General features: G+C 44.4%; 13 protein-coding genes. 6 read left to right on the top strand and 7 right to left on the bottom strand.

What is annotated here, in order from left to right; all coding sequences use genetic code 11:
- Positions 1–39: 39 nt before the first annotated feature.
- From AC27HD_RS15885 to nudE, 3 genes are all read right to left on the bottom strand, one after another.
- Positions 40–621, bottom strand: coding sequence for a YceI family protein (locus tag AC27HD_RS15885; RefSeq protein WP_487107058.1), 582 nt, complete (start codon positions 619–621; stop codon positions 40–42).
- Between the two features lie 154 nt (positions 622–775).
- Positions 776–1621, bottom strand: coding sequence for a 3'(2'),5'-bisphosphate nucleotidase CysQ (cysQ, locus tag AC27HD_RS15880; RefSeq protein ID WP_487107056.1), 846 nt, complete (start codon positions 1619–1621; stop codon positions 776–778).
- Positions 1622–1624: 3 nt separating this feature from the next.
- Positions 1625–2188: an ADP compounds hydrolase NudE gene (nudE, locus tag AC27HD_RS15875; RefSeq protein WP_032095321.1), complete on the bottom strand. Its 564-nt coding sequence runs from the start codon at positions 2186–2188 to the stop codon at positions 1625–1627.
- Positions 2189–2264: 76 nt separating this feature from the next.
- Between nudE and yrfG the strand changes: the two genes are divergently transcribed.
- The 5 genes from yrfG to AC27HD_RS15850 all read left to right on the top strand — a co-directional run bounded on the left by yrfG (position 2265) and on the right by AC27HD_RS15850 (position 8079).
- Positions 2265–2963 (top strand): GMP/IMP nucleotidase, encoded by a 699-nt coding sequence (gene yrfG / locus AC27HD_RS15870; protein WP_032095322.1) that lies wholly within the window; start codon positions 2265–2267, stop codon positions 2961–2963.
- A 2-nt stretch (positions 2964–2965) separates the two neighbouring features.
- Positions 2966–3511: an inosine/xanthosine triphosphatase gene (yjjX, locus tag AC27HD_RS15865; protein WP_032095323.1), complete on the top strand. Its 546-nt coding sequence runs from the start codon at positions 2966–2968 to the stop codon at positions 3509–3511.
- A gap of 347 nt (positions 3512–3858) precedes the next feature.
- Positions 3859–5238 (top strand): NAD-dependent succinate-semialdehyde dehydrogenase, encoded by a 1380-nt coding sequence (locus AC27HD_RS15860; protein ID WP_487107053.1) that lies wholly within the window; start codon positions 3859–3861, stop codon positions 5236–5238.
- 220 nt (positions 5239–5458) lie between these two features.
- Positions 5459–6139 (top strand): transglutaminase-like cysteine peptidase, encoded by a 681-nt coding sequence (locus AC27HD_RS15855; protein WP_487107051.1) that lies wholly within the window; start codon positions 5459–5461, stop codon positions 6137–6139.
- 5 nt (positions 6140–6144) lie between these two features.
- Entirely contained in the window at positions 6145–8079 is a 1935-nt protein-coding gene (locus AC27HD_RS15850; RefSeq protein WP_032095326.1) for a bifunctional diguanylate cyclase/phosphodiesterase, read from the top strand.
- Here the strand turns inward: AC27HD_RS15850 and AC27HD_RS15845 are convergent.
- The 4 genes from AC27HD_RS15845 to AC27HD_RS15830 all read right to left on the bottom strand — a co-directional run bounded on the left by AC27HD_RS15845 (position 8054) and on the right by AC27HD_RS15830 (position 14117).
- Positions 8054–8641, bottom strand: a complete 588-nt coding sequence (locus AC27HD_RS15845; protein WP_032095327.1) for a response regulator transcription factor — start codon at positions 8639–8641, stop codon at positions 8054–8056. The genes AC27HD_RS15850 and AC27HD_RS15845 overlap by 26 nt on opposite strands.
- Positions 8642–10009 (bottom strand): HlyD family type I secretion periplasmic adaptor subunit, encoded by a 1368-nt coding sequence (locus tag AC27HD_RS15840; RefSeq protein ID WP_487107048.1) that lies wholly within the window; start codon positions 10007–10009, stop codon positions 8642–8644.
- Complete coding sequence (locus AC27HD_RS15835; protein ID WP_487107206.1) at positions 10006–12105, bottom strand: type I secretion system permease/ATPase; 2100 nt, start codon at positions 12103–12105, stop codon at positions 10006–10008. Before AC27HD_RS15835 ends, AC27HD_RS15840 begins: the two co-directional genes overlap by 4 nt.
- 77 nt (positions 12106–12182) lie before the next feature.
- Positions 12183–14117 (bottom strand): TolC family outer membrane protein, encoded by a 1935-nt coding sequence (locus AC27HD_RS15830; protein WP_487107046.1) that lies wholly within the window; start codon positions 14115–14117, stop codon positions 12183–12185.
- A gap of 252 nt (positions 14118–14369) precedes the next feature.
- On the opposite strand from AC27HD_RS15830, the gene AC27HD_RS15825 reads away from it, so the two are divergent.
- A partial coding sequence (locus tag AC27HD_RS15825; protein WP_487107044.1) for an Ig-like domain-containing protein occupies positions 14370–16103 on the top strand: 1734 nt, incomplete at its 3' end.

The following is a 16103-nucleotide window of genomic DNA, read 5'->3' as shown; positions in this document are numbered from 1 at the left end:
GCTGTGAGCTTCCAGTATATGGGAGCTAGCGTGTAAGAGCTAGCGGTTAAGCGTCACTGAAAACGTAACCGGCACTGTGGTTGTTATGCTCTTCAAACCAGCAATTTTCTGCAGAGCAGCAACGCCCTGAGCTAGTCCAAACGACTCAGCTTTAATGAGCGTAGGTGCGCTGGTTGAAACAGTCAGCGTATCAGTATCAACTTGGCTAACAGTTACTGCAAATGCAGTAGGTACTGCCTTACCGTGCAGCGTTAGTATGCCGTCTACTTTGCCGTTCATCACTTCACCCGCTTTTAGCTGCATCATGGGTTTGGTTAAGGTTGCTTCAAAGTTTGCTGTTGCGAACTCACTCACGTTAAACAGCATTTCTTGCATGCGTTTGTTGCGAATGTCTATTGCCGTATTAACCGATGAAAGGTCTACCTCAACGTTAAGCTTACCCTTGTCTGATAAAGTGCCTTTAAAGCTATCGAATTGATGCACTTCAGTGACTTGCGCGTTTTTAGTGGATATGAAATGTAATGCGCTAGTATCTTTGTTAATTGTCCAATCTGCAGACGCGTTAAACGAGAGTCCACATGCCAGTAAAGCGGTTGATAATGTGCGAACGTACTTTGCCATCGTTTGATTACTCCTGTTGATGCATTAATTTCGTTTGGCATTGACTATATGAAAAAGCCAACGAAATCTATTGGGTAGCAATACGGCTAAATTGCACGGTCTACTGTGGGTAAACCGTGAGGATATTTATGCGATATTCAAAAACTCATACGTCTTATTTTGTGTATGGGTTTTCATAGTCATCATACTTCACAATGTCCTGCCATGGCACGCGTTGATCGCCCATTACCACAAAATCTGGGTTCTCTAGCGAATGTCGCTTGTTATACGTCAGCGGTTCAAAGTTTGCCGTAGTAATACTGCCTCCAGCTTCAGATACAATGCACTGAGAAGCGCCGGTATCCCATTCGCCTGTAATGCCAATACGCATAAATACATCTGCTTTACCTTCAGCGATAAAACACGCTTTCAGCGAGCAGCTTCCAAGAGGCAGCATGTTGTAGATACGTTTAGCACACATTCGGTTGAGCACTTTCTCACGGGACTGACGTCGGCTAATTGCAATCATAACAACGCTACTTTTAGGGTCGCTCAACTTGCGTACCGAAATAGGCTTATCGCCTTCTGGCGTAGACTTAAATGCCCCTTTACCCTTTTGCGCGTAATAAATTGATTGCCCTGGGGGCCAAAAAATAACGCCAATAGTAGGTTCGTTGTTTTCAATTAATGCAATGTTCACGGCAAAGTCACCGCTGCGAGCAATAAATTCTTGCGTCCCGTCTATGGGGTCAATAAGCCAGTAGCGAGTCCAGTGTTTTCGCTCGTCTAAACTCGCGTGCTTATTTTCTTCAGAAAGAATAGGAATGTCTGGGGTCGCTTCTGACAATCGTTTATTAATGATGTCGTTCGCAAGGTAGTCGGCACTGGTAACCGGTGAGTCATCGTCTTTCTGATACGCGTCAAAGTCGCGATTTTCATATACTTCTAAGACTGCTTTGCCGGCTTCTATTGCAACTTCTTTTGCCAATTCTAGTAGGTCGGGGTGGGCATCGTCGGGCATAGTTTATTGTTCCTTTAACCACTTCTGAGCTAAAAATAGAGCAGCAATACAACGGGCTTCAACAAAATCTTCTCGTGCAAGTAAAGCATCTGACTCAGCAATCGGCCAGTTTATTACCTCTAAAGGTTCAGGCTCGTCGCCTTCAAGTGTTTTCGGATAAAGATCTCGTGCCATCACAATTGTCATGCTGGCATTAAAGAAGGTAGGCGCCATACTTACTTGATGTAGCTCGGTAAGCTCCTTGGCGGCAAAACCTGCTTCCTCTTGAAGCTCTCTGTTCGCGGCTTCAAGCGCAGTTTCACCAGGGTCAATAAGGCCTTTTGGAAAACCGAGTTGGTAGGAATGTGTGCCGGCTGCATACTCTCTGATAAGTACCATGGTATCGGCATCTAGCATCGGGACAATCATTACGGCACCGCGATTTCCGCCAGCCATACGCTCAAATTGACGGGTTTCACCGTTAGAAAATTCTAAATCTAAACTTTCTACCCTGAAGAGATTGCTTTGTGCCACAATCTTACGAGAATGAATTTGTGGTAATGCTTTATTTGGGTCAATTTTTCGCATGTCTCTCGCTACATCTTTGTTATCATGTTCATTGAATTGCTCATATTCTAGCTTACTTCATTATAAGGAAAATCGCTTGCCCTTTCTGCCCTGGAATGAAATAGACACCGTACTGCTTGATATGGACGGTACACTACTGGATTTACATTACGATAATCAGTTCTGGTTGTATCACCTTCCCAAACGATTAGCTGAAATTCGCGGTATTTCAGAAGCGCAAAGCCAAGCCGAAATGAAAAAGCGCTACGACAGCGTTTTTGGTCAAATTCAATGGTATTGTCTTGATTACTGGGCTGAGTCTCTATCCCTAGATTTAGACTCTGAGTTTATGCCGCTAAAACGCGAGTTGTCTCACTTGCTCTCTATTCGCGAAGATACGGTCCCATTTTTAAACGCACTGCACACTTCTGGTCGCCAAGTGGTACTTGTAACTAATGCCCACCCGAATAGCTTGGCCTTAAAGTTAGAGCATACCCAGTTAGACGAGCATATAGATAATCTTATCTCCACTCATGAATTTGGGGTAACGAAAGAATCTCAATTGCTATGGCAACGTTTACAGGAGCGGGTTCAGTTTACTAATGAGCGAACGCTGTTTGTCGATGATTCTTTGCCTATACTGAACGCGGCTAAAACGTTTGGTATTAAACATTTACTGGCGGTGGACAATCCTGACCGCACCTTGCCAGACAGAAATATAACCGAGTTTCCCGCGGTGCGTGACTATCGTTTGATGGTTGATGACATTGTTAATAACCCGGTTACAAGGAGCTAGGCATGATTCCTGACACCATTTACGTAGGGTCTAAAAACCCGGTAAAGATCAACGCTGCGCTTAATACCTTATCTGACACGTTAGAGCATGATTTTGATGCTGAGGGTATATCGGTAGAAAGTGGCGTGGCTGAGCAGCCCATGTCTGAAGCAGAAACCCGTGAGGGTGCTATCAACAGAGTGAAAGCCATGCTGAGCCTGCATGAAGGTGGCTTTCCAGATTCATGGTATGTCGCCATAGAGGGCGGTGTGGATGTGTTTGAAGATGGCCCCGCAACCTTTGCGTATGTGGCTATTTACCACGAGGGGCATTGGTCGGTTACGCGAAGTGCAAGTTTGCCCCTTCCTGTAGCGGTGTTTCAAGCACTACAGCGCGGGGAAGAGCTCGGCCCGGTAATGGATGCCTTGTTTGATACTGTAAATGTAAAGCAAAAAGGCGGTGCCATTGGTCTGCTTACGCTGAATCACGCTACCCGCCAAAGTGTTTATGAAGTGGCGCTTACCCTGGCAATGGCAAAATTTCACTTTCCCGACCTCTACACCGATTAGCCTTAGTCGTTTCTTTTTCCTCTACGTACAAAAAAACGTGTGCACCCCTAATTTTCACTTTGCTGTAAAAGGCCTTTGCGAAAATACAGCGCAAAGGTCTGAACGCTAAGATAACTAAAAGGCAGTTTCCCCTTCTATGTATGCTTAATCGTAAGCGTATTTACATCAATTTTCTGAAATCTTTACCTTTACTCGTAATCTTTTCCCAATATTTATTCTTATTGCTTTATAGGCTGGAGCGTAATTTATGAATTTAAGTTATTGAATTTAAAAGTTTATTTTTATTTTATACTTGTTGGCGTTGTAGTTGCACTACCTAGTTCATCAACAGAACAAGGAGTTTGACAATGAGCGAGACAATTAAGACGTATAACCCGACTACTGGTGAGCAACTTGATCATTATCAATTGATATCAGTGGAAGATGCCGAACAAGCGGTAACACGCTCTCATGAAGCTTATCTAAATTGGAAGAAAACTTCCTTTGGTGCGCGAGCCGAAATTTTTAATAACTTAGCGGATTTGATGGAAGAACGCATCGACGACCTTGCTATGTTAATGACGCTTGAAATGGGTAAAGTAGCGGAACAGGGCAAGCAAGAAGTACAGCTTTGTGCCGAGATTTGTCGATATACCGCCGAACATGGCGCATCATTTTTAGAAGATGAAGCGCGTGTATATGAAGGCGGTAAAGCTATTATTACGTATCAGCCCACGGGCGTTATCTTAGGTATTCAGCCTTGGAACTTCCCGCTATATCAAGTGATACGTTATAGCGCATCGAACATTATGGCCGGTAACACAACCGTGCTTAAACATGCGCAAAACGTGTTTGGTATGGCACAAGCTATTCAGCAACTTTACGAAGATGCAGGCTTTCCAAAAAATGTGTACCAATCGCTGATGATCGACGGCAGCACAGCAAGTGGACTGATAAAACATAAGCATGTTCGTGGTGTGACCTTTACCGGAAGTGACAGCGTTGGTAAGCAGGTGGCGAAAGAAGCTGCAGGCGAATCGAAAAAGACGGTAATGGAATTAGGCAGTAATGACGCCTTCATCGTATTGGCTGATGCCGATATCGATAATGCAGTGGAAATGTGCATTAAAGGCCGAGTGATTAATAACGGTGAAACCTGTGTGGCAGCAAAACGTTTTGTCATTTCAGATAGTGTATACGATGAATTTAGAGATAAATTTGTTGCGCAGTGTAAAAAGCTAACGGTAGGTGACCCTTCAAAAGAAGGGACAGACTTAGGGCCCATGGCTCGTGAAGATTTACGTGACGAATTGCATGACCAAGTTAAAGAGTCTTTAGATGCGGGTGCAACCCTATCTTTAGGTGGCGAAGTGCCTGATGCAGCTGGCTACTTTTACCCAGTGACGGTATTAGAAAACGTATCGCCTGGTATGCCAGCCTATGATGACGAATTGTTTGGCCCAGTAGCCTCACTAATTCGTGCCCGTGACGATAAGCAAGCCATGGAAATTGCGAACGATTCGCGCTATGGACTTGGCGGCGGTATTTTTAGTACCGATACAGATAACGCCATTGCACTTGCTAAAAATGAGTTTGATACCGGTATGGTAAATATCAACGGCTATTCACTCGCCCAGCCTAACTTACCCTTCGGTGGTGTAAAAGACAGTGGTTATGGTCGAGAGCACGGCGGTTATGGTATTCGTGAATTTGTGAATATCAAAACGATTATGGTAGCGAGTAACTAGGCCTCGTTGAATATGTAGAATCCACTTCACCGGCGCTTAACGCAGTGAATATAGTTGAAGGCAGAGTGTAAAACTCTGCCTTTTTTATGGGTTAAGCACTTCTCAGTATATGCATTGGTTTCTCAGTGTACTCGTGCTATACCTATGATATTCCTATAAGTAGTACTAGGCGACTCCGCTTACTGTCTATAAATGCTGCATTTTGAAAAGCACACTGCATATGACAATCACTAGATTTACGCTATTTTGCTCGCTCATTGTCGCGTTGCTAGTCGTTGCTCAGCACCTATCAAATCCTTTGCATATAGAATTTTCGACGTTCGAGCAGGAAGTCAAAAATAAGTTTGGTGATGAAAGAGCGTTTGTTGTCGATGCGTTAGCAGAAACACTTTTATTGCTAAAAAATAAAAGCGACGAAGAAAAACTAATCGGCGTAAATACATTTTTTGATAAACATATTGAATATGCGCTCGATGCTGACATATTCAACGAACAAGACTACTGGGCTACCCCTGCCGAGCTTATCGGTCATTCAAAGGGTGACTGTGAAGATTTCGCAATTGCAAAGTACGTTGCTCTGCTACACTTGGGCATAGATAGAGACAAGCTTAGGCTCATATACGTCAAAGCCAAAATTGGCAGGAGTCGGATTACTCAGGCGCACATGGTACTGGGCTATTACGATATGCCATCTTCAGACCCATTGGTTTTAGATAGCCTTATCTCAAGTGTATTACCTGGATCTCAACGAACAGATCTTGTCCCTGTTTTTAGTTTTAATGACTCAGGCATATGGCAACCGGGTCAGGTAAGTCAGGTGTCAAGTTCAACCAGTCGTCTATCAAAATGGCGCGATGTTATTGAGCGAATGAAGCAAGAAGGTATTAGCAGAAGGTCATAAAGCCTATGTCGATTATTAAAGAGTTATGGCTCGCAATCGTCGCAATTTTTTTCATAACAATTGTCGCCAGCGTAAGTATTTACGGTGCAACAACAAAGCAGTATGTTGAAGAGCAGCTTTACGCGAAAAACATCGATAACGCGACTATGCTTGCGCTTACATTGAGTCGATTAGATAAGGATCCCACATCTCTCGATTTATTTGTCATGTCGCAGTTCGACCTTGGGCATTACGCAAGAATTACACTTAAAGATGCCAATGGCGACACAATATCCGACTACCGCCAACCTATTCAGAATACTACAGATACACCGCGCTGGTTTGCGACATTTTTCTCACCCAATGTTAGCCCTGGTGTCGCGCAAATAAGTGAAGGTTGGGGGCAATATGGCACTGTTTTTGTTGAATCTGATATTAGCTTCACCCTTGCGTCAATGTGGAGAGCGACATACCGATTGGCCATTGGTATTTTACTTATAGCACTGCTGGCAGGCTCTACAGGAGGCTGGCTTTTACGCATGATATTGCGACCCCTTGATAATGTTGTGTATCAAGCAGAAGCATTTCAAGATTTGCGATTCATTAAACTAAAGGTGCCGAGAACCCTTGAGCTTAAACGGGTTGTGAACGCTATGAACTTTTTAGCAGAAAAGTCAAAAAAGGTAATGGAAGAGGAAAATAATCGACTAGACCTAATGCGTTATAAAACTCAGTTTGACGATGAAAGTGGTCTTGCGAATAGAGACTATTTTATCTCAACTCTTAAAGGACAATTGGCATTTAGAGACATTCAAGGCACAAATTGTATTTTTCTAATCCGGTTTACAGAAGAGCAGGGCTTTTTGCGTATACCGGCTACAGAGAGGAAAAGGCGACTGAGGCAACTGGCGAGTGCTATTGATAAAACCCTTCAAGTTAATCACCATAGCTTTTCCGACAGCCGCGTTGCAAGGCTGCAAAAAAATGAGTTCGTAGTTTTACTCACTGAAACTCATGATGCGAGTATTATTGCTTATGCCCTTTATAATGTCTGCACAGAAATATTTTGTAATCAAAATGACCCTGAAATATTTCAGTCTGTGGTAAAGCTGCGCGCTGACGATACTTTTTCAAGCGTGCTTATGCGGGCCGACACTATGTTGAACGAAGCGCAATCCACAGAATTGGCATTTCCTTACATCGATAGCGCTGTAATGCGTAACGAGTCGTCGGAAGAAGAAAAAGCATGGGTAGAGGTGCTGACCTCGGCAATAACTCACTCAAAGGTTGAGACGTTTAACTACCCAGTTTTAAATATGGACAGGAAAGTAATTCATTTTCAAAGTTGGGCCGGGGTCAATATAGATGGAGAGCTTCGCCAAAGTGGATACTACACTCATTGGGCGCGCTACCTTGGATTACTCCCACAGCTCGAGCTGACAACGATTACTTTTTTGATTAAGTATATAAATTCTACTAACTCCCAATCAAAATACGCCTTTTTGTGTTCAGAACAGTTTTTATTAGATAACGAAATTTTAGCGCAGCTGTACTATCAATTAAATGCTAATCCAAACGCAGCTAAGCAACTGTGTTTCGAGGTTAGGGAGTCTACTGCTACGCGCTTCCCCGACGCGTTCAAACTTTTTTGCAATACGCTAAAAGTGAAGGAATGTGGCGTAGGGTTGAAGCGCGTCGGCGAGTCTTTTTCTCAGCTCATTAACGTTCAAGAGTTGGGTTTAGACTACGTAAAAATTGATTCTGGTTTCATGGCTGATATAGAGAACAACCTAGCCAATCATGCTTTCTTACGCGGCTTCTGTTCACTGGCTCATACATTTGGTATCAAGGTTTATGCAGATGGCGTGAAACGCTCGGATCAGCAACAGCTGTTTACAGAACTCGGGATCGATGGAATAGTGTCTCATATAGAAGTTATAGAGCACCTTTTAGATGACTAAACTCCCCTAAATGAAGCAATAAATTAATCCTGTCTTTAGAATCGAATTTGTTGAGGATTGAGCCTACGTGCTCTTTCACAGTTCTTTCGGTAATTCCAAATTCTCTAGCTATTTCTTTATTACTAAGCCCATTTAAAATACCGCTCAAAACATCTTTTTCTCTGTTGGTAATTCCGTTTAAAGCGGGCTTTGGGTTCATTCTAACGGCAACGTCAGACGTAAGCGCTGCTAACAATTCGTTCGGCAGCCAAATCCCACCAGCGTTGACTACACGCGCCACTGATGAAAGAAGCGATTGCGTTGCAAGAGCATGGCAATAGGCTTTGGCCCCTAAACGCAACGCAGTTTGCATTTCTATACGATCGTACTTATAAGTGAGCAGTACTACTGAACCTACTTTTTGCTTTGCTTCCGCCAGCTTTTTAGACCAGTTTTCATCTGTCGTTAAAAGCCAAATAAAGTCGCTTTCAGTACATTCAAGCTGCGAAATGTCGCGATAACTCTGCCACGAAAATTGAGTGGCCGCACTTTGCATATTTTCTTCAGCTATATAGTGTCTCATCTAACGTTCTCGCAGTGCCGATGAGGTAACATTGAACAGCGGTGACAAAATAAAATTTAGAACGGTTTTCTTTCCGGTCAGTATGTCTACCTGAACGACCATTCCTGGTAGGATTGTCCATGATTCATCAGCGACGCTCTTTTTTGTTTCTAGTCTGATAAGGTAGTAGGTTTCGTCTTTGTCATTAGTAATTGCATCTGCGCTAATGTGCTGAACTTCAGCTGACATCCCACCATAAATAGAAAAGTCGTATGCGCTGAACTTCAAGATTGCCGGTAGGCCCTCTCTAATAAATGCAATGTCTTTGGGTGATACTTTTGCCTCAACAATTAACTTATCATCTTGCGGTATAAGCTCAACGACCTCACTACCCGGGGTGATAACACCACCCACAGTATTAATAAGCAGTCGTTGCACCGTTCCGTTTATTGGTGATTTAATATCAGCCTGGGATACTACGTCTTCCAACCCGGTTTGAGACTGTTGCAACGTAGCCATTTCAGCCGTTGCATCGGTTAATTCTTGATTCCAGCGGTTAATAAGTTTTAAGCGGCTTTCTTCTTTAGCAATTATGACCTCCTCTATAGCGTTGAGGCCGCGTTCAATGGCTACTTTAGATTTGGTGATATTACCTTCTAGCTCTACAATCTGACGCTCTAAACGAAGGATTTCAATTTCTGACACCGCGCCTGATGCAAGCAATGGTTTTGTAACGGTAAGCTCTTTTTTAGATAATAACAGCATGCTTTTATACTGAGATAGACTGGCACGTTCTTCCTCAACGTCTTGTCGCCGCTGTGTTATTCGCGAATCTGAACCTGCAGCGACTTCATCAAGCTCAGCGAGGTTTGAGTTATATAGTCTTCGCTCGTTTTTCGCAATTTCAGGGGCTTTTCCAAGCAGCTCACTATTGAAGCGCAGAGTGCTCCCTTGCGTGAGAGCCGATAATCGCTGTACTTTTGCAGCTAGCGCTGCAAATTGCGTGGTATTCTCTTCAAGACTTGATAGAAATCGCGTAGGGTCAACTCTCAACAGAACTTGCCCTGCTTCTACAGTTTCCCCTTCAGTTACTAATATGTTTTGGACAATTCCGCCATCGTACGACTGTAATACTTGCAGTTGTTGAGACGGTATCACTTTGCCATCCCCTTTAGCGACTTCATCAATTTCAGCAAAGTAAGCCCAAACAATAAGCAAAAAGAGAACGATAGAAACAAGGTAAAGAAGCCCTCGCGCCTTTACTGGCGTTTGCATGATGCGAGACCACTCTGCTTCCAATACCCAGTCTTGTCCGGGAGGTGGCGCGAGCCAGCCGCGCATTAGCCTTTGAAGCCAATCTTTTTTCTCACCAACACTTTTCAAGATCATTGCCCCCTTTTAAGCGGTTGGGATGGCTTTTTAAACTGCACAAGTACGTCTTCTTTTTTGCCATCGGCAATGATTCTTCCATTCTCAACAACAATTACACGCTCTACCAAATCGAGTAAGGTTGTACGATGAGTATTGATGATCAGTGTTTTACCTGCGGTCGCAGCTTTGATGGTTTCCTTCATTTGCGCTTCGTTGGTAGAATCCATGGCCGATGTAGGTTCATCCATAATGTATATAGATGGATTACGCACAAGGGCTCTAGCCAACGCAACGGCTTGGCGTTGGCCGCCTGAAAGTAAGCAGCCACGTTCGCCAACGATTTGCTCAACCCCACTAGCACTGCTGTTGACTAAACTTGTTAAGCCACACCGGGTTAATATGTCCCAAAAGTCACAATCTTCTATGTGTAAATTGTCTGGCATTATGTTGTCTTTTAATGTTCCATAAAAAAGACTCACCTCTTGAGGAACATAACCAATTTGTTTGCGAAGCAGCGTTGGATGGTACTGTTGTAAATCAATACCATCCATTAAAAGCTGACCAGATTCGGGTCGATAAAATCCCATAATAAGCTTATTAAGCGTGGATTTTCCGCAGCCATTTTTTCCCAAAATAGCAACGTGCTCTCCTTGCTTAAGCGAAAAGTTGATATCTTTGAGTGCAAGTACACTTTCGTCTGGGTATTTAAAACATAGTTGGTTTGCTTCTATATTTCCTTTCAGAATCACATTGCTATTTATTTGATTATTGCTACCGAGTTCGCTAGGCATTGCCATTATTTCGTCTAACGCATTTTTGGCAGTTTCAGCGTGGTAAAACTGAGCTAATAGAGCAGCAGCTTGCGACACTGGGCCCATGGCGCGACTTGATAGAAGATAAGCTGCAATTAATCCACCTTGGGTGATAACTCCTTCAATAATGAGATAAACGCCAGTTAAAATAATGGTTACACCCACCGATTGCTGGATCCAAAGCGCTGCGTTATTTACCGACATAGAAACTAGGCGAAGTTTTGCGTTCACTTTGGCAAGAAAGATGGTTTGCTTCTCCCAGGCACTTTGGTAGCGACTCTGGTACCCAAACGCTTTAACGTCCTCTAACGAGGTTACGCTTTCAGTCACAAGCGAGCTTTTACGAGAGCTAATTTCCATCGATTCTTCGGAAAGAGAACGCATTACCTTCTGCGCCTTCATCGCATAAAGAAAAAGCACGGTGGCGCCAATAAGTATTGGAATAATCAGATAGAAATCGATCATGGCGATAATGACCACAAACAGTAATCCGAAAGGTAAATCAACCAGTGCCACTAAAGTGACAGAACCAAAGAACTGCCTAATACTCTCAAAAGACTGAAGGCTGTTAATGAAAGAGCCGCTTTTAGCGGGTTTGTTAGCGAGGTTTATCGACAGGACTTTTTCCATGATTTTTGCCGAGAGCGTCACATCTAATCGACTTGCTGCTAGCTCTACAAAATACTGACGAAGTACGCGCAATAGGAAATCGGCAGCTAAAACAATTAACACGCCAACTGCCAGAGCCCACAGTGTTTCAAGGGCAGCGTTTGGGACAACTCTGTCGTACACATTCATAACGAATAAAGGTAAAGCAATAGAAAGCAGGCTGATAAAAACAGAGGCTAGAAGCACATCTCGATATAGGCCTTTTGCTGTTTTTATAGAAGACCATAACCAGTGCCCTACCGATGACTTGTCTATTTGGGCATTTGTGTCTCGCGACTGCATCTCGGGCCGAGCGAAGATAATGTAGCCAGTGTACCTTTCGTTCAATTCTTCTCTAGGCACTTCAACAACAGCGCTATCGAGTTCAGGATAAGAGACCTTTGCATGAGTTTGGCTTAACCCATGTAAAACGCAGGCTTGTTTTTCATCGAGCACTAAGACGGCAGGAAGAATCGCTGTATTAATTTGGTTTAGGTTTCGTTTAACTGTTCTACTAGCAAGCCCTGCTCGTTTTGCGGCACGTTCAAAGCCGGTAGGAGAGAGTTCTCCATGGTCTAGCGGAAGTCCACTAAGCAGGCTGACACGGGATACATCCAAATGGTGGGCACGGCAGATTGTCATTAAACAATTCATCAAGGCACCGCCTTGGTGCTCTAAATAAGTTACATCATCTACGTCCTTTTTATCTGCCATACAGGTCTGTCGCCTAACTATTCGATAGGAGGAAGCTGGATGATCGCCGCCTCGATTCTGCGATTACGCGCATTGGCTGTTACCGATTCTTCATCTATAAGCGGGCGCTCTTCACCATAGCCAACTGCGGTAATTCTGCGGGGGGGAATGTGACCGTTTGACATCAAAAGCGATGCAACAGCCTTGGCTCTTCGTTCGGATAAACGCTGGTTATATGTTGAATCGCCATCTAAAGAGGCATGACCATGAATGATTACCCCTGAATCTGGGTTCGCATTTAGTGCGTTAATGACCTCTTTAAGTGCGTTTTTATATTCTGGTAATACGTCTGTGGAGTTAGATGAAAACTCTATATTTATTTTAAAGGAGTCGATGACCTTAGCATTGTCCAGTGTAAAGTCTGCGGCGCTAGGCTTAGGTTCTATTTCTTTACAGCCAACCGCATTAACTTTCCCAGTGTGCGAAGAGTCAACACAGTCATCCCATAAATCAACAATGCCATCACCGTCGGCGTCGCGTTTTAGAATATTTAGCTCGTCCGTAAAGTCAGTACGTACCACAGGGCAGGCAAATTTAGGGTCGTAGCTAATTTTCTCTTCGGCTTTACTTAACATATCAGGAACCTGTTCTTTCGTTATACCAAGCGTTTTTGCCAAACTACCTGAAGCCGCAAGCAATCTTACCCGTGCTTTATCGAGAGAGTATCGCGCCTCAATATATGCTCTGCTAGATTCGTAATATTCGTTTTCAGAGTCAAGGAGGTCTAGCAGAGAGCGCTCGCCTATAGTGAATTGGTCCATATAAGCCGTCCTTACTCTGTCTGAGGAAATACGATGCGCATTTAGCGACGGTAGTTGCTCAGTGATATTGATTATATCATTGTAGGCTATTTGTACAGTTTGTCTCATGTCGATGCAGGCTTTGTCGCGCAAATCCTTAGCTAAGTCGACTTGAGATAGTGCTTGACGGATAGCGGCTCTATCGGAACCACCGTTGTACAAATTATAAGAAAAGTTTATGCCCACTCTTGCTTCAGTGATTGTATTGTTCAATGCCGCTAAGTCGCGAGTTTGCGCGCCATAACTCGCGGATAAATCAATCTGCGGATGATAAAGGCTTTTTGCACTGTCTACCGCGTAGCGCTGAGCGTCTATATTGTAAATTGCAGCATTAAACTGAGGGTTGGTGTCATACGCGCTGGTGAGAAGTGTATCTATGTTGGTTGTTTTTGCATCGACATAAGCAGAATTTAAAGTGACAACTTTTAAGTTATCTGCTGGTTTTTCTCCAACAAGTCTGAGAAAACGAGCGGTGACATCATGTAAATTAGATAGCTCTGTCAAAACGTTGGACTCAGCGAGTGAAAGTCGACCGCTTATCTGTTCTAAATCAGCGCGACGTCCTACGCCAGCCTCTACGCTTTCTTCAATTTGTTTAAATACCGTTACGTGAGTAATTAGATTTTCTTCAGATAATGAAAGAAGCTTCCTGAACAACTGTACGTCCATGTAAGCAAGCGAAGTATCTAAAGATTTTTGCTCAATTTCGCTTAATAATTCAAAAAAGCGAACGACTTGTGCTTGTTTGAAGCGTTTTACTTCACTGCTCGTTAGGAATCCGTCATAGAGCATTTGAGTAAGTGCTATTTCAGCAGAATGCCCCATAAACTCACGGTCTAAGCCGTAGTTTCTGTCGTTATAGGCACTTGTTGCTAAAACGTCGACTCTAGGTCGAAACCCTCCACGAGCAATGTCTACGTCTGACATTGCAACTTGAAGTTGTCGCCAAGTCGCTTGCACCTCGGGGTTTTCATTAACTACTTTGTGTACGTAATGCTCTAAACTAGCGTCTACGTTTTTAGCGCTGCTATTTTGAGCAATGGCCACGTGAGGTAAGCAAGCGCTTAGAGTCCCGAATATCGTTGCGAATAAAATGTAGTTTTGTAATTTCACGATAGCTCACCTTTTACGACATTAGCGACTTTAGTGCCAGTTGATTGGTCAAAAGATAGCGCGAAATGACGTTGAAGCAAGTCAGTTTGGTGCAAATTAGCCTAATTGCTAATAAATCAAAGCTGTTTTAAGCGGTTCGCAACAATTCCTTATACCAATGTATAGACGTTACCCGTACTACAGTCCAGTAACGAAATGAAAAAGCCCTGCTACCTTTATGACAAAGCAAAAAACTAGTGTCTGGAGAGATGTATGGCAGAAGTGAGCATTGCAAAGGTAGACGGAAAAGCGACGTTAGTTCGCAGTGAAACTGGTGAAAAAATAACAGCAACATCGGGGTTAACAATAGCTGAAGGCGATATGTTAACCATATCGCCTGATACGCTAGTGACTGTAAGTATTGATAATGAGCTACATCCGCTTCCTGCGGGCCAAAGTATTACCTTCCCTTTGCAACTCGACTTCAGCGACGCCAACTCAGACGACGAATTTGCGGTCTATGAAGAGAATATAGATACGCTGTCTGCGTTGCTTGACGGTGTCACAGGCGTTGATAATAGCTCGCAAGGTGACACCGACTTTTTGGAATTACTTGCCGGTGAAGGCGACATTTTAGAGTCGTTAGAAGCTACAGCCGCAGGGCTTGAAGGCGGGACTGGTGGAGGTAGCAACTTTGTGCGCGTAGAGCGCATTAATGAAGACGTCGATCCTGTAAGCTTTCAATTTGATCAGAATACGAACCCTAATGATGAAGCCATTCCAACTGAGTTCTCAGGAGTAGGCGAACAGGCTCAGGATATATCCGTTTCATTAAATCCAATTGGATTAACCAGCGACACCACACCCACTATTTCCGGAATTACTTCTGCCATTCCTGGCAGCACGGTGACAATGATTGTTACTGATAGCGCTGGAAACGTTCAAACAGTTACCGCAGTTGTGCAACGTGACGGTACTTTTAGCGTTGAAGTGACCGACGCTTTAGCGGACGGCGACTTCATCGTTGATGCAACGGTACTCGAGCCAACTGGTAATACGGCAACCGCCGATACCACAGGCGAAATTGATACCACCGCGCCCACAATCACCATCAACGCAATAGCTACCGACAATGACACCACGCCGACCCTGTCAGGTACCACCGATGCCGCCCCTGGCAGCACAGTTACGCTAACCATTACTGACAGCGCGGGCATTACGCAAACGGTTACGGTCATTGTGCAAGCGGACGGTACCTACAGCGCAGACGTGCCGGCTGAATTAGCCGAGGGCGAATTTACGGTTAATGCTAGTGTGACTGACGACGCCGGGAATACCGCCACCGCCGATACCACAGGCGAAATTGATACCACCGCGCCCACAATCACCATCAACGCAATAGCTACCGACAATGACACTACGCCGACCCTTTCAGGTACCACCGATGCCGCCCCTGGCAGCACGGTTACGCTAACCATTACTGACAGCGCGGGCAACACACAAACTGTTACGGCTATTGTGCAGGCAGACGGTACCTACAGCGCAGACGTACCGGCTGAATTAGCAGAAGGCGAATTCACTGTTAACGCAAGCGTTACGGATGAAGCAGGCAATACCGCCACCGCCGATACCACTGGCGAGATTGATACCACAGCACCGTCAATTACTATTGACGCGATAGCTACTGACAACGACACCACGCCGACCCTTTCAGGTACCACCGATGCCGCCCCCGGCAGCACAGTTACGCTAATCATTACTGACAGCGCGGGCAACACGCAAACCGTGACCGCTATCGTGCAAGCAGACGGCACATATAGCGTTAATGTACCTGCCGAATTATCTGAAGGTGAGTTTGCGGTTAACACCAGCGTTACGGATGAAGCAGGCAATACCGCCACCGCTGATACCACAGGTGAAATTGATACCACTGCGCCGTCGATCACTATCGACACCATAGCTACCGACAATGACACTACGCCGACCCTGTCAGGTACCACCGATGCA

Source organism: Alteromonas sp. 4NS20-0143 (assembly GCF_057542855.1).
The sequence above is the reverse complement of the archived record's forward strand: the minus strand, read 5'-3'. Positions and strand labels throughout refer to the sequence as shown.

Excerpts from the sequence above, each read along its gene's own strand:
- AC27HD_RS15850 (WP_032095326.1), top strand. The coding sequence starts at position 6,145 with ATGTCGATTATTAAAGAGTTATGGCTCGCAATCGTCGCAATTTTTTTC.
- AC27HD_RS15835 (WP_487107206.1), bottom strand. The coding sequence starts at position 12,105 with ATGAATTGTTTAATGACAATCTGCCGTGCCCACCATTTGGATGTATCC.
- cysQ (WP_487107056.1), bottom strand. The coding sequence starts at position 1,621 with ATGCCCGACGATGCCCACCCCGACCTACTAGAATTGGCAAAAGAAGTT.
- yjjX (WP_032095323.1), top strand. The coding sequence starts at position 2,966 with ATGATTCCTGACACCATTTACGTAGGGTCTAAAAACCCGGTAAAGATC.
- AC27HD_RS15860 (WP_487107053.1), top strand. The coding sequence starts at position 3,859 with ATGAGCGAGACAATTAAGACGTATAACCCGACTACTGGTGAGCAACTT.
- nudE (WP_032095321.1), bottom strand. The coding sequence starts at position 2,188 with ATGCGAAAAATTGACCCAAATAAAGCATTACCACAAATTCATTCTCGT.
- AC27HD_RS15885 (WP_487107058.1), bottom strand. The coding sequence starts at position 621 with ATGGCAAAGTACGTTCGCACATTATCAACCGCTTTACTGGCATGTGGA.
- AC27HD_RS15855 (WP_487107051.1), top strand. The coding sequence starts at position 5,459 with ATGACAATCACTAGATTTACGCTATTTTGCTCGCTCATTGTCGCGTTG.
- AC27HD_RS15840 (WP_487107048.1), bottom strand. The coding sequence starts at position 10,009 with ATGATCTTGAAAAGTGTTGGTGAGAAAAAAGATTGGCTTCAAAGGCTA.
- AC27HD_RS15845 (WP_032095327.1), bottom strand. The coding sequence starts at position 8,641 with ATGAGACACTATATAGCTGAAGAAAATATGCAAAGTGCGGCCACTCAA.